Source organism: Chryseobacterium shigense (assembly GCF_900156575.1).
In the GTDB taxonomy this organism is placed as follows: domain Bacteria; phylum Bacteroidota; class Bacteroidia; order Flavobacteriales; family Weeksellaceae; genus Chryseobacterium; species Chryseobacterium shigense.
The window spans coordinates 1010167-1023278 of record NZ_FTNY01000001.1; the positions used below are offsets into that span (position 1 = coordinate 1010167).

The window sequence follows — 13112 nt, forward strand, 5'->3', positions numbered from 1 at the left end:
AAAAATTATCGGGCAAGTCTGATTCCTGTGAACTGCCATTTCAGGCTGGTCTGGAAAAAATTACGATACGTATTTCTGCTATGTCCGGGAGGCGTTGCATCGGAAGCGCCACGCAAAACCGTTTGATTGACCATAAATTTTCCGTTGTACTCTCCCACTGCTCCCGCTTCTTTTTTAAAACCCGGATAGGGCAAATAAGCCGAATTCGTCCACTCCCAGCGATTCCCCCACTCGAAATGTCCGGATGCAACTTCCCATTCTGCTTCAGTGGGTAACCGCATTGCTTTCCAGGAGGCAAAAGCGGAAGCTTCGTAGAAATTGATGTGACAAACAGCGGCGTCCAGATCTACTTCCTGTAAGCCATTTAAAGTATAATTCATCCATTTCCCATCCATATAATGCCAATACAAAGGAGATTGTGCATTATTCTGTTTTACCCAATCCCAGCCTTCAGCGTGCCAGTGCTTGAAATCTGAATAACCGCCAGCGTCCATGAACTGAAGGTATTCTCTGTTGGTGACCAACTGGTCCGCTATTTCAAATTCATTAAGAAAAACTTTATGCCTTCCCAGTTCATTGTCAAAACAGAAGCCTTCTCCATCAAAACCTATTTCATAAACGCCTTCAGAAAAACGGATCATTTCCGTATTTCCGATCTTCTTTTTATTAAAAACAGGTTGTTTTGTATAGGCCGGAAAAAGTGGATTGTGTCCTAAAATATATTTGATATCTGTCATTAACAGCTCCTGATGCTGCTGCTCGTGATTAAGTCCTAATTCCAAAAGGGGTTCAACATCTTCAGTCAAGAACTTACTTTCAAGAAAGGCCTTCATATGATCATCTACATAAGTCCGGTATTTATAAATGTCTGAAACGGAAGGGCGGCTGAGATTTCCCCGGTCGGTACGGATGACTCTTGCGCCAATGGTTTCATAATAGCTGTTAAAAACAAAATTATATTGTGGATCAAAAACCTTGTAATCGGGAAAATTGGGTTCCAGAATAAACGTTTCAAAAAACCAGGTGGTATGCCCCAGATGCCATTTGGGAGGGCTTACATCGACAATAGGCTGTACTACATAGTCCTCAATCTCAAGAGGCGCGCATATTTCTTCGGAATACTTTCGAATACTGGTATATCTTTTTACTAAATCTGATGTCGTTATTTCCGGGGTCATGTTCTTTAGTTTTAATAGGTTAATTGGATCAGATGATAAATTTGATTAATGGAACTATGTTTTTTTAACTGAAGATCACTGACAGAAAAACATCTGTCTGATGGATCTACGGATGATTTTGCTTTTTTTAGTTAACGCAACGTTTTAGTTAAATACCATTCAGTTTTAGATAAGCAAAGATGGCAATGGTATCGCTGATGAAGCTTCATGGCTAATTTGTTTTTTAATCGTCTATTCTGTTGATTATACCTTTAATTCCTTTGTTAAGCAATATATCCTTTGCGTTAAAAATATATTCTCACTTTATGAGCTGTGAGATCTGATGAATCGGCAGGAAATTTTACTTTACCTTCCAGACAACATCTACCAACCATCTTTTGGAGTCTTTGATTTCTCCCGCTGCCAAAAACCCAGATTTTTCTCTTAATTCTTCTATTTTCTCCGTTGAAAACTTCTGTGAAATCTCCATGTCGATCAGTTCATTTTCTTTAAAGGAGATGCGGTGATCATCTATGGTGACTTTCTGATCTTCAAGACTCACCAGATAACTCTTACAGGCTCCGCTCACAGGATCATAGGTTTGATAATGCTGAAACTGGTTTGTATCAAAATCAGCATCGAGCTCAGTGTTGATCCGGGTGAGAAGATTAAGATTGAATGCCGCTGTAATTCCTGCTTTATCATTGTAGGCATTTAAAATGGTGTGAGGATTTTTCTTCAGATCAAAACCTATCAATACTTTATCTCCGGAGGTTAAATTCTGGTTTAAATCGGAACAGAATTGATCGGCTTCTCCGATATCCATGTTTCCTATATTGCTTCCTAAAAATAAAATCACCTTCCTTCTGTCGGACAATGCCGCTGCTTTCTGAAGCATTTGAAAATACTCGCCTTCAAGGGTAACTATTGGTAAAGCTGGAATTTCGTGACTTAATTTTTCATTTAATATGGAAAGAATATTACCCGAAATATCGATGGGCATGTAGGTAAAATCAATTCCCTGTTCAACAAGATATTGAAGTAAAAAGGTTGATTTCATGGCATCTCCGGCACCTAGCTCAATCAAATCGAACGGCTCGTTGTCAGGAATAATTAACCTGGCAAGCTCTGCGGTTTTATTTTGGAAAATATCAAGTTCACATTTCGTGAGATAGTATTCAGGCATTGCCATGATTTCCTGGAACAGGCGGTCTCCGTTTTTATCGTAAAAATACTTTGAGGATAACCTTTTCGGACTGCTTTTTAAGCCTTCCAAAACATCCAAACGAAAACGGTCAATATGAGTATTTTCAACCTTCGAATATGGGTTTAGCTTTAGATTCATATGTTTTAATTTGTGTGGGTTTGTAGTTACCTACAACTATCTTGCCGCTCCAACATTGAATTCTATAAAAGTATTCCCTCTGTCATTTCATTAATTTAAATATACGGTAAATTTCGATAAGCGATTGATCAAAGGATACCACATTTTTAAGTTTCATCAATTGTTTCGGGAACCGTTGAAATAAAGATTATATTTGATCCCAACTTATAACAACGAATTTTGCCATGAAAAAAAGCCCTGTATTCTATATTCTATTCACCTTATTTTATGCTGTATTTACCAGACCAGGCTCAAAATCTCAATGAAACAGGACTTCCATCTTATTCATTTCATTAATTTACCCTTCATCAGATATACTATTCATATAAAAATGCTGAAATCCATTTTAATTTTAAGTTTTTCATGTCTCACTATTTTTTGTTTTGGTCAAAAGGCCAATCAAAAGAATGATTTGAAACAAAAAGTAAAACAATTAGATCAACTCATGAAATCCGCTAATGAAGCGGGTATTTTTAATGGGAATGTTCTTATTTCTAAGAATGATAAAATACTATATAAAGCTTCGTTTGGATTTGCAGATGCCGCAAAAACCATTCATTTATCAGATGAATACAGATTTCATTTAGGCTCTATTACCAAAGAATTTAGTGCGGTTGCTTTACTTCAACTGGAGGAACAGGGAAAGCTGAAACTATCTGATCCTGTTTCTAAATTTATTCCACAACTTCACGACTGGGCCCATGAAGTCACCATCAAAGATTTGTTACAATATTCGAGTGGAATTCCTAACGTCAACTGGAAGACCATTAAAAATGACACCGATATTTTTAACGGCTTAATGGCGCTTGACCAATTATCTTTTAAACCGGGGACCGATTATGATTACAACAATAACAATCTATTTTTGAGACAATTTATTATTGAACGGATAACCGGGATTCCATTTAAAAATTATGTGAATCAATTGTTATTTAAACCTTTGAAAATGAATTCTTCCCTCATGACTCCTTTCGACCAGGAGAAATATATTGCTCAGGGCTTTAATGCTGAGGGAGTAGCGGATCGCGCAGAATTACCCATCACCGGCGGAACTTATACCACGAGTGCAGATCTGCTGAAATGGGCCAACGCTCTACACTCTGAGAAGATTATCAATAAAAATTCCATATACCAGTCAGGACAAAGCTTTCCTGTCTCAGATAGCCAATCGGCATTGGGAAATGCGAAGTTTGATCATAAAAATTTAATGGCAGGGCGGGAAGTTTTGAAGCGCTCTTGTTTTCAGATGTTGAAAAGAAAATAACGGTAATTTTACTGAGTAATCATTACCAGGGAAAACTTTTTGATATTTCGGAGGCCATCAACGCGATCTTAAATAACAAACCTTTTAAGTTTCCACAAAAATAAATCCACTATTTCATTGAATGGTATTGGTTAATGACAGGTCTCAGTTCATATTCGATTTCGTCTTCAGCTGTATCTGCAATTTTCACAAAGTTCAGCCGTTCCAGAAGCTTTATCGCTGGACCGTTTTGTTGACTTGTGGCCGCCCAAATACGCTTTAAACCCATATGATTGAGTCCGAACTCAATCGCCAGCGACATCCCTTCGGTCATATATCCCTGCCCGTAATATTTTGATAACAGAACACAGCCCAGCTCGCCTTCACCTCTATCCAAACCACGATAATAGCCGCAAGTCCCAACAATGGTATTGGTCGAATGATCTACAATTCCCCAATGAATGGAATTTCCGTCAAGATAGTCTTGGTTGATTTTTGCCTGCATTTCGGCAGCCTGCTGAACAGTCTGAGCCTGAACGGCATCATAAAAAGAGATTTCCATAAGATCATCAAGATCTGTATCCAGAATCTGTCTCAGGGACACGCGGTTGCCTGTTACGTGGGGAAAATGGTCGTGCTGAAATAGTTTCATGGTGATGTCGTTTATTAATTATGATGTTAAGCATCATCATTACCTAATATCCACGGCGAAAATTTCATATGATGATCCGATAAAAGTACTGAATATTTTAATTTCCGGAAAAGAAATCTCAAATGAAACTTTCTTCCGAATATGGTAATTTAGGGAGCCAGGGTGGTAAAAAGATAGAGAAGAAAGATGGACAGCAGAACAAAACCCTGCATAATATTCGTTTTTCCTGTGGCCAGTGAAATCGTGATAATAAATAAGGACAGTCCCAAAAGAACGGTTGATTTTATATTAATTCCCAGCGTCATTCTAAAATCGCCCATCACCGAAGCTATAGCTACCACAGGAATACTGAGCCCAATACTCGCTAATGCAGATCCGAATGCAAGATTAAGGCTGGTCTGCAATCTGTTATTGTACGCAGCTCTGATGGCTGCAATGCCTTCCGGTAAGAGAACAATACCTGCGATAATAATTCCCACGATAGATTTCGGAGCACCTGCTCCCACAACCAGGGCATCAACATCTTTTGAAAGATATTTGGCCAATACCACAACAATGCCCAGGCACAAAATCAAAAGCACAATACTCAGCATCGTTACTTTCAGAGAGGGCTTTTCAGGAAGGATTTCCTGGTCTTCTGTTTCGAGAGCATCTTTAGGTTTTGGGGCTACAAAATAAGCACGGTGTCTGATGGTCTGAACCATTGTAAAACCGATGTATAACGCCAGACAGGTAATTGAAATGAAAATCAGCTGAAAGGAAGTATACTCTCCGTTATCATGGCTGATGGTATAGTTCGGAAGAATGAATAAAAATGCTACGATGGCGACTAAAGTAATCATCGCTGTACTGACTCCCTGCAAAGTAAATACCTGTACCTTATAACGAATGGATCCTACAATAATGCAAATTCCAATAATTCCTGTAAGAATGATCATGACCGCCGCAAAAACGGTGTCTCTTGCAAGGCTTATGGTTTCCAAACCTTTCGCACTCAGCATGATGGAAATAATAAGAGAAACTTCGATGACGGTAATGGCAAAAGCCAGTAATAAAGTTCCATAGGGCTCTCCTACACGGTAAGCAATGGTCTCCGAATGATAAACCGCTGCTAAAACGGATCCTATAAGGAAAAAACTAAGGAGTACGGAATACAGATGACCTGTCATCGTGTAATGGGCAAAATAAGCAAGCCAGGCAAGTACCGGAATCAGTATTGTCCATCCTACGAGATAGATCTTTTTTTTCATAAATTTTAAATATTTGACCACGGCTGAAGCAAGATCTGTCAAGCTTTATTTATTTTGATAAAGCCGGTTTCAGCATCTTCTTAAAACGCGCCTCACTGCATTCTGACAGATAGAGATTGAGCAGAACCGTATCTGATGGATGAGAATGAATGATCATGCGATTTTTTTTTGTTATCCCTATCATAAAAAAGAACAGATACCCGGAAAGGTTGCTGCCCTTTTTTTTGCTAAAACCTTAAAAACATATTTACTTTTTTTCGGGTTATTAAGCTTATTCTGGCCTTATTCAATATCGAACCTGAAGGTTGAGAGCTGAAAAAAATCAGCTGTCTTTTCTTCGTGTATTGATGAGGATTGATCGATGTCAATGAAGGATAATTGTGGATTTATTCTGATCCAAAGATCGTTCTTTAAGAATGTAATAAGCTACACTCTTCTTTAAAAAACTTACATCTATCCCACTTTTTTAAGATTATACAAATGGTGGGCATTTCTCTTTCAGTGGTTTAGAGAATGAGGGAGAAACTATCGCAAAACGATTGATGCTGTAGCAATTTTAGAGCTCTATTTTTCAAATTCTGGAAGGAAAAATCTTTATACAGCGAAGGTTTCATCTTGATGGCTGGAATAGCTTTATCATCCATGTCAAATTGAAAAATCCTTTACTCTATAAAGCGTTTTTTTTCACAAGCAGGATAGTCCATTGTCATTATCTATGATTTATGTAACAAATGACCAGACTCTTGCAAGCTGTTCCATTTTTAATCCATGACCTTTACACTCAATCAAAATTGTATACAATGGCAAAAGAGAAAGACGGAAAAAAGAAAACGGATAAAACAGCTCCTTTAAAAACCGCAAAAGAAAAACGGGAAGACAAGGCTACCAAAAGAAAGGATAAAGAGAGTGAAAGCAGAAATGCCACCAGCTAAATCCAACTGGATTACCCTTGAAAGAAATAAGATGAAGTCAGAGGTGGAGGACAAAGCAAGAAGGTCTGTCCTTCTCTCTCCCAAGACCTGCAGAATCACGAGAATAATGATTCAGCCAGCCGATGCTAACGGACTGTGAAATTTAATGATCCGCCTTGTTTTCAGAGAATATCATCCTCACCAACAGCAATTACAAAATAATGGTCAATCGTTTCGTCTGCACTTTCGCAAATTTTCAGCAGATCATCCTGTGAACGATCTTCCAAATTACAATCATCCTGGGTTTCAATGATAAATTCGGTTACTTTTTCGGTATCTAATAAATCATATTTCATTAAATCATTTAAAGTTTCCAATCCGTAGCTTTCCTTGAAAAAAGGAATTTTTAGGGAAATGGTATCTTTAAACTTAAAGAGATGGATTGTTTTCATCATTTAAAATATTGTAGGATTGGTATATACTGCCTGAACCATAACAACTTATAAAAAAGGGATAGAGACCTTTAAGCTTCTATCCCTTCCTCAAAACTCTCTTTAAAAGAGGAGTGGTGAACTATTGATTTCTTATTTAGTTGTGATAATTTCTTACTGCTTTTTAATTTGGTCTTTCTTTCATCCTCATGAAGTTGTACGTGTTGTGATGGCCTCCATGAAGAGGTTCTATTGGATGAAGTTTAATCATGACTATACAAATTTGGGATTTCCTTTCCTGATGATGTTACAGATCATTCTATTAATCTTACACTTATCCCACCTTTTAAAAGTCTTCCAGATTGTTTTTACGTTTAAGTCCCAGCTGTTTGTAGAAAGAGGGAGAAAGTCCGGTGATTTTTTTGAACTGGTTGGAGAGATGGGCGGCGCTGCTGTAATTCAGTTGATAAGAGATCTCTGTAAGATTAAGTTCGTCATACAATAACAATTCCTTTACTTTTTCAATTTTATTGATGATGATGTAATGCTGTATCGTGATGCCTTTCACCTCAGAAAATATATTCGCCAGATACGTATAGTCGTAGCCCAGTTTTTCACTGATATGGTCGGAGAAGTTTTCTTTGGGGAGCTCCTCAGAATAGTGGATCATTTCGGTAATTACATTTTTAATTTTTTCAATCAGAATACTTTTTTTATCGTCTAATAATTCAAGGCCTGACTTCAATAATTTCCTTTTTAAAATCTCCCGCTGATCATGGGTAATGTCTTCCAGCACCTCAACCACGCCAAGATCCACCACAGCATGCTTAATGCCCAGATTATTGAGCTCTTCATGCACCACCATTTTGCACCGGAGGCTAACCATATATTTTATGTACAACTTCATTTCACTCAAAGTTACGCATTAAAATTTTGAGGATCAGAATATAAAGACCCGGCATTCTTTAATGAGCGGAGGGAAAATAGAAAAAATTGTGACCCTGACTCCTTTATTTTCATTTTGTATATTTGAAATGCAGTAAAGAAGTCAATGGATTTTGTATCACGTACTGATCATACTTAGCGTATATTTTGTAGGCTGCAAGTACAGAGTATCATCATTGTCAGTCTGAGCGAAATTGAAGACTTTTTTTTAATATTAATATTCAATTATTTATACTACTGATACAACATACTCATTTAAAAATTAAACCCATGCCATTCGATCTCCGTCTACTCACTGAAAAATTGCATCACCGGGATTACGATTTCCTGATCCCAAAGAAAAATATTTCTGAAATCATTTTCAATGGAGATGAGATTATTCTTGTGGTTATTAAGGCGCAAAAAAGTGAGATCCCTGATTTTACTTCCTTTATCATTTCAGCGATGGGAACTTCGGGATCAGATGAATGGGAAATGCAACACTCCAGCATCACGGCCACCGATGAAAAATTAATGCTGCAAAAAATAGACGATTTTCAGATCTACTGGAATCTTGATTTAGCCATTGAAACGTATATGGAAGGAGACCTTCAATATCTGTATGAAGTGGATACTGATCCAAGTAAAAAAGCGTATGGCAGTGAAATGAGCTACGTCATTGAGAGTACGACTTCCTTTATTTATTTTTACACCAGCCATTTTTACTATTAATAATGGCAGGTGACGTTTAAAAAATTGTTATGATCTCTGATTTCAACACTGAGAAAGACTTTCATTGTTTCATTAGTGAACTTCGCCATACTTCATTTTATTAATGAGTGGATTTGCGTACATCACCAGGAAAAATTCTCTTGAAACGGCATCAGAAGGATCGATTCTCATTTCAAGTCTTCGTACAAACAGCTGTTTTTCCTGTTCTGTATATTGTGAGGCATAGGTATCCGTGTTGTGAAGGAGGTCGTAAGCGATAAATTTGGTCGGCCAGAGTTTATAGTTCTGTATGATTGAATCATCGATGATCTGGGCAATTGCCTGCAACTGCTTATTTTTGTTTTCAAAATTGATTGCAATATCATCCAGCTCTGTATCCAATACATTTCCGGCATGCAGATGAATCCGTTTCTTCTGTCCCAATACTCCGCTCAGCATGGTCGTAAAATCTTCATCTTTTCCTTTGATGTATTCCTCATCTTTATGCCTGGCCAGAAGCTGAGGCATTTTTAAAGAATCGGTAGGATCATATTCATAAGAAATGGAGATGGGAACGATTTTTAATGATTTGAAATAATCTGTCAGTGACAGATCTCCGGCTGCCATGGCAAGCATTTTCAAGACTCCCTGCTGGGTAGCATCATTTCCGTCTTTGGCACGGCCTTCACGCTGCGCAATCCAGACGGAACGTTTTTCAACATGTAAAAGCTGCTCAATATATTCGGACATGATCTGGGAACTTTTCAGCTGCTCACGGATCGGCAATCCCCTTTGAACTAAAAAGTTACGGTTCAGTTTCGCCAGTACATGCAAAAAGGATTTTTGCACCAGGTTATCCCCGATCGCAGAAGACGTCATGATCAATTCCTTCTCCAGCAAAACCAGATTCAGCAGTGAAGTATCCAAAACAATATCCCTGTGATTGGAAACGAAAAGATAGGGGGTATTTTTATCGAGCTGATCAAATCCTGAGGTGGTTAATCCCTCTGAACTCTTCGCCAGAATCTGACGAATAGTATGGGCAATAAAATTGTGCTGAAAATCACTTATCGAATGAATACTCTTAAACTGTTCCCTCCAGACCTGCTTATCAGCATCAGGAAAAGTGAAACTCATCAGTGCAGTCATCATAGGATCACGGGCTATTCCCCGTAACGCTTCATTCACTTCATGATCATAAAAAGGCCTGATTTCATCGAACTTCGACATGTAATTATTTAAAATTAATACTATTTTGCAAAAGAACAAAAATTTATCGAAGGGACCTTACAATGTTTGTTAAAGTATACCATTTGTCCGTATAACAATCTATATGTTCTACATATCATTGAAATTTTTACTGTAAAACCCTTGATATTTATTGGTCTATTTTCATCAACTGTCCTCCCTATCCTGAATATGATTATCTCCTTGAAAAGAGGATGTTATGGTTATCCATATTATGGAAAAGTACGGATAATTACAGTGATGGCATCGTAGGATAGGCATCTGTATAGGTTTTCAGCAGTTTTCCTTTGCTTGAATATTCAGAAACCTTGTCACCTGAGTTGGTAGATATGATCATCTCATAGCTGCCGTCCGCGTTGATGACTTTCCTTTTGTTGTTTCCATATCTGATTTCCTTAGTGACCAGGTGGCCTTTTTCATTATATTTTTCTTCCATCCAAGTAGCGCCTTTCTCAAGATTTTTGCTTCTTGTGCGGCTTTCCACTGTATTGGTCTTACCATAATAAAATGTGCGGGTACCTTCTGTTTCGTCCTGAACATCCCACCCGGAAAGGTTCATTCTTTTGGAATAAACAACTTTTCCATCCTTTGATCTTGATTCGCTTTTAAAATCTCCGTTTTCATCAAATTCCTTTTCATAGAAAATGCCCTGGTCAAAATAGCTGGTTTCGATAAGCTTCCCATTTTGTTTTTTATCAATCTTTACAAGAATATCATCCTGATACACAGCTTTTACATCAAGAGGGTTACCGGGAAGCTCAAAATTCATTTCCCCATTAATCTTTCCTGACTGATTAATTTCAAATAATGATTTCAAACCCTCCGAATTCCGGCCTTCCTCATCCATCAGAACGATATATTTTCCCGGAGAAAGGGCCTTACCATCTTTATATTTCACATTTTGAGGTTGATGTTTTTCCATCTCCTTTCCGATACTGAAATCCTTCAAATCGCTTTGTCTGATATTGGTTTGCGCCTTTACACAAACCGTAGTCGCAAAAAGCGAAAAAATATATAGGGTAAGTTTCATAAATATAGGTATTAACTAAAAGCTATAAGGCCCGAACGGTCTGCTCTGAACCTAACAACACCTGTTGCTGAAATAGATCTTTATTTTACTTTCTCCAAAAGATAGAGTTTAGCCCCTGAAAACGCCAGTTTAGGCATCAGGTTTCCTTCCAGTACCATCGTCTTATTGTTGACATCGATCACTGAAATATAGTTGTTGGAATTGTATTCTATATAGTTTTCTTTTTCTTTGGTAACCGGATTTTTCCCGAATTCCATAGAGTATTTTACCCAGTCTTCTTTTTCAGAACTGCAGTGTACAGGTTTGAATTTCGATTTTTTAGCCTTGAAAATAATCTGATCAAAACCTTCGGTACAGTCCGAAGTAAACGAACTTTCCGGATTCTGGTCATTGGTAAAGTCTTCAAAAGAACCTTTGTAGGCCCCTACTACTTTCCAGGTCCCATCCACACGGTCTTCATCTATTTTTCCTTTGGCTTTGCTTACGGCCCAGCTAATTCCGTTGACGGTTCCTTTTACGGCTTTGTAGCTTACGTTAACAGCTCCTTTTACGACTTTGGCGGCGGTGGATACGACGCATGAGTTTAATATAAAAACAGCTGAGACAAGGATGAGGATTTTTTTCATGTTGTGAATTTTATCGTTGCGAAGATAGGGTTTTTGGAAGTGACAATGAAATTTCAAAAAGCCACCCTTAAAAGGCTCAGGAATAGCTGTAGGCCATTCCAAAGGCTCTCCCGGTATTTGTACAAGCCTCTCCAGGCTTTTCTAAAGAGCCTTTCACTATTTACTGAAGTGTCTTTACCCCCTTGGGTAAGGGGGTAAAGACGGTTGTACAACTGCCCCCGGAGACTTTAAAACTGCCGGCAGACGGTTATGCAAATACATCGTGACGGTCATGGCATGCCCGAAGGGGTTATGGAAGGGCATAAAGGTATATTTATAAAAAAAGCACGTAAAAACGTGCTCTTTTATTTAATTAATTTTTCAGTATCATTTCTATTTACTGTCGGTATCTGTAGATTGAGGAGGGACATCGGTTGTCTGGGTTGCTGCTACAAAAAACTGTTTCATATCTTCATAAATCACATTGGTACCCGGTACATTCTCCCCGGAAAGGAATTTGATATTCCGGTAAAAGCTGATGGAATTATGGTAATTATCATGATCCAGCAATACTTTGGTATCGCTGAGCTGCTCTACGATGGAATCCAGAAGCTGAAGCCTCTGCTCGATCTGTTCCCTGGCAGCATAATCCCTGTCGAACTCAGGCTTATCCAGAAAACCGGCAACGTGCTGGGGATGTTGTTCCATATAGCTTTTGGCCTTGTTCACAAAGAGTTTGTTCTGCTCGGCAATCCTTCCGTATTGCTGCCTGAGATCGGGAGTAAGGTTGATCGTTTTTCCTCCAAGGACGGTTTGGATGTCCTTAATTGCCTTATCAACGGTTTCCAGTTCTGCGTTTGTAAAGCTTAAACTGATTAAATTGTCTAGTGCCATGATTTGTGTGTTTGATGTTTAACTATATCAAATATAGCAAGTATAGAATTCGGGGAAACAGTCAGTTAGCAATTTTTCAGCAGGCATTCGCCAGATAGTGGAAACAGGATAATAAGGTTTATATTTTTGAAAATTTTGATGGAAAAAAGATTGTACAGGAAGGGAAATATAGAATTTTAATTCTGTTGTCTTTCAGAGGCTGTTATTATAAATATTTTTTTATTTTAGCTCTTTATAAAAGTAGGTGATCATGGAACATAAAATACATCAGGGACGCAATGTGAAACGATTCAGAGAAATGCTGGGCATCAAGCAGGAGGCATTAGCTTTTGACCTTGGGGACGACTGGAACCAGAAGAAAGTTTCTCTGCTTGAACAGAAAGAAATTATTGAAGATCCTTTGCTGAAAAGAATTTCAGAAGTATTGAAAATTCCAGTGGAAGCATTTCAGAATTTTGATGAGGAGCAGGCGGTGAATATTATTTCTAATACGTTTGGTGATAATGGTATTGGATATCAGAGAAATGATAATCCCATTTTCAATCCTATTGAGCAGGTATTGAAACTTCATGATGAAAAGATTGCTCTTTATGAAAGGATGCTGAAGGAGAAGGATGAGATGATGGTGAGGCTGGAGAGGTTGATTGAGAATAGATAATTTGTTTAAGATAA

At 38.0% G+C, this 13112-nt stretch carries 15 protein-coding genes; 5 read left to right on the forward strand and 10 right to left on the reverse strand.

The features are described 5' to 3' along the window. Positions 1-5 precede the first annotated feature (5 nt). Positions 6-1178, reverse strand: a complete 1173-nt coding sequence (gene egtB / locus BW964_RS04545) for an ergothioneine biosynthesis protein EgtB (protein ID WP_076505060.1) — start codon at positions 1176-1178, stop codon at positions 6-8. 340 nt (positions 1179-1518) lie between these two features. Beyond that, positions 1519-2502 carry an L-histidine N(alpha)-methyltransferase gene (egtD, locus tag BW964_RS04550; RefSeq protein ID WP_076505062.1) on the reverse strand — a complete coding sequence of 328 codons (984 nt, stop codon included), beginning with the start codon at positions 2500-2502 and terminating at the stop codon, positions 1519-1521. Positions 2503-2986: 484 nt separating this feature from the next. Here egtD and BW964_RS04555 point away from each other — a divergent pair, with 484 nt between their 5' ends. Then, entirely contained in the window at positions 2987-3805 is an 819-nt protein-coding gene (locus BW964_RS04555; RefSeq protein ID WP_228437930.1) for a serine hydrolase domain-containing protein, read from the forward strand. Between the two features lie 109 nt (positions 3806-3914). Here the strand turns inward: BW964_RS04555 and BW964_RS04560 are convergent, their stop codons facing one another. Both BW964_RS04560 and BW964_RS04565 read right to left on the reverse strand, forming a co-directional pair. Further along, complete coding sequence (locus BW964_RS04560) at positions 3915-4436, reverse strand: GNAT family N-acetyltransferase (protein ID WP_076505066.1); 522 nt, start codon at positions 4434-4436, stop codon at positions 3915-3917. A gap of 149 nt (positions 4437-4585) precedes the next feature. After that, positions 4586-5686, reverse strand: a complete 1101-nt coding sequence (locus tag BW964_RS04565; RefSeq protein WP_076505470.1) for a calcium:cation antiporter — start codon at positions 5684-5686, stop codon at positions 4586-4588. Positions 5687-6486: 800 nt separating this feature from the next. Here BW964_RS04565 and BW964_RS22800 point away from each other — a divergent pair. Continuing rightward, the gene (locus BW964_RS22800; protein ID WP_262484531.1) at positions 6487-6618 is read left to right on the forward strand and encodes a hypothetical protein; all 132 of its coding nucleotides are present in this window, start codon (positions 6487-6489) and stop codon (positions 6616-6618) included. Continuing rightward, positions 6605-6757 (forward strand): hypothetical protein, encoded by a 153-nt coding sequence (locus tag BW964_RS22470; protein ID WP_165789156.1) that lies wholly within the window; start codon positions 6605-6607, stop codon positions 6755-6757. The genes BW964_RS22800 and BW964_RS22470 overlap by 14 nt, the downstream gene beginning before the upstream one ends. A 22-nt stretch (positions 6758-6779) precedes the next feature. Here BW964_RS22470 and BW964_RS04570 read toward each other — a convergent pair whose 3' ends face one another. Together BW964_RS04570 and BW964_RS04575 are read right to left on the reverse strand one after the other, a co-directional pair. Beyond that, complete coding sequence (locus BW964_RS04570) at positions 6780-7052, reverse strand: heme oxygenase (RefSeq protein ID WP_228431911.1); 273 nt, start codon at positions 7050-7052, stop codon at positions 6780-6782. 322 nt (positions 7053-7374) lie between these two features. Then, positions 7375-7935 (reverse strand): helix-turn-helix domain-containing protein, encoded by a 561-nt coding sequence (locus BW964_RS04575; RefSeq protein WP_076505069.1) that lies wholly within the window; start codon positions 7933-7935, stop codon positions 7375-7377. A gap of 308 nt (positions 7936-8243) precedes the next feature. Between BW964_RS04575 and BW964_RS04580 the strand changes: the two genes are divergently transcribed. Beyond that, entirely contained in the window at positions 8244-8684 is a 441-nt protein-coding gene (locus BW964_RS04580) for a hypothetical protein (protein WP_076505070.1), read from the forward strand. Positions 8685-8756: 72 nt separating this feature from the next. Here the strand turns inward: BW964_RS04580 and BW964_RS04585 are convergent, their stop codons facing one another. The 4 genes from BW964_RS04585 to BW964_RS04600 form a co-directional block, all read right to left on the reverse strand. Next, on the reverse strand, positions 8757-9893 hold the full coding sequence (locus BW964_RS04585; protein ID WP_076505071.1) for a 1-acyl-sn-glycerol-3-phosphate acyltransferase: 1137 nt from the start codon (positions 9891-9893) through the stop codon (positions 8757-8759). Between the two features lie 250 nt (positions 9894-10143). Then, a complete protein-coding gene (locus tag BW964_RS04590) occupies positions 10144-10941 on the reverse strand; it encodes a hypothetical protein (protein WP_076505072.1) in 798 nt (265 codons plus the stop codon). Positions 10942-11021: 80 nt separating this feature from the next. After that, on the reverse strand, positions 11022-11567 hold the full coding sequence (locus BW964_RS04595; protein ID WP_076505074.1) for a hypothetical protein: 546 nt from the start codon (positions 11565-11567) through the stop codon (positions 11022-11024). Between the two features lie 372 nt (positions 11568-11939). Next, positions 11940-12440, reverse strand: coding sequence for a hypothetical protein (locus tag BW964_RS04600; RefSeq protein WP_076505075.1), 501 nt, complete (start codon positions 12438-12440; stop codon positions 11940-11942). 250 nt (positions 12441-12690) lie between these two features. Here BW964_RS04600 and BW964_RS04605 point away from each other — a divergent pair, with 250 nt between their 5' ends. After that, positions 12691-13098 (forward strand): helix-turn-helix domain-containing protein, encoded by a 408-nt coding sequence (locus BW964_RS04605; protein ID WP_076505077.1) that lies wholly within the window; start codon positions 12691-12693, stop codon positions 13096-13098. Positions 13099-13112: the final 14 nt, after the last annotated feature.

Excerpts from the sequence above, each read along its gene's own strand:
- egtB (WP_076505060.1), bottom strand. The coding sequence starts at position 1,178 with ATGACCCCGGAAATAACGACATCAGATTTAGTAAAAAGATATACCAGT.
- egtD (WP_076505062.1), bottom strand. The coding sequence starts at position 2,502 with ATGAATCTAAAGCTAAACCCATATTCGAAGGTTGAAAATACTCATATT.
- BW964_RS04555 (WP_228437930.1), top strand. The coding sequence starts at position 2,987 with ATGAAATCCGCTAATGAAGCGGGTATTTTTAATGGGAATGTTCTTATT.
- BW964_RS04560 (WP_076505066.1), bottom strand. The coding sequence starts at position 4,436 with ATGAAACTATTTCAGCACGACCATTTTCCCCACGTAACAGGCAACCGC.
- BW964_RS04565 (WP_076505470.1), bottom strand. The coding sequence starts at position 5,686 with ATGAAAAAAAAGATCTATCTCGTAGGATGGACAATACTGATTCCGGTA.
- BW964_RS22800 (WP_262484531.1), top strand. The coding sequence starts at position 6,487 with ATGGCAAAAGAGAAAGACGGAAAAAAGAAAACGGATAAAACAGCTCCT.
- BW964_RS22470 (WP_165789156.1), top strand. The coding sequence starts at position 6,605 with ATGCCACCAGCTAAATCCAACTGGATTACCCTTGAAAGAAATAAGATG.
- BW964_RS04570 (WP_228431911.1), bottom strand. The coding sequence starts at position 7,052 with ATGATGAAAACAATCCATCTCTTTAAGTTTAAAGATACCATTTCCCTA.
- BW964_RS04575 (WP_076505069.1), bottom strand. The coding sequence starts at position 7,935 with ATGAAGTTGTACATAAAATATATGGTTAGCCTCCGGTGCAAAATGGTG.
- BW964_RS04580 (WP_076505070.1), top strand. The coding sequence starts at position 8,244 with ATGCCATTCGATCTCCGTCTACTCACTGAAAAATTGCATCACCGGGAT.
- BW964_RS04585 (WP_076505071.1), bottom strand. The coding sequence starts at position 9,893 with ATGTCGAAGTTCGATGAAATCAGGCCTTTTTATGATCATGAAGTGAAT.
- BW964_RS04590 (WP_076505072.1), bottom strand. The coding sequence starts at position 10,941 with ATGAAACTTACCCTATATATTTTTTCGCTTTTTGCGACTACGGTTTGT.
- BW964_RS04595 (WP_076505074.1), bottom strand. The coding sequence starts at position 11,567 with ATGAAAAAAATCCTCATCCTTGTCTCAGCTGTTTTTATATTAAACTCA.
- BW964_RS04600 (WP_076505075.1), bottom strand. The coding sequence starts at position 12,440 with ATGGCACTAGACAATTTAATCAGTTTAAGCTTTACAAACGCAGAACTG.
- BW964_RS04605 (WP_076505077.1), top strand. The coding sequence starts at position 12,691 with ATGGAACATAAAATACATCAGGGACGCAATGTGAAACGATTCAGAGAA.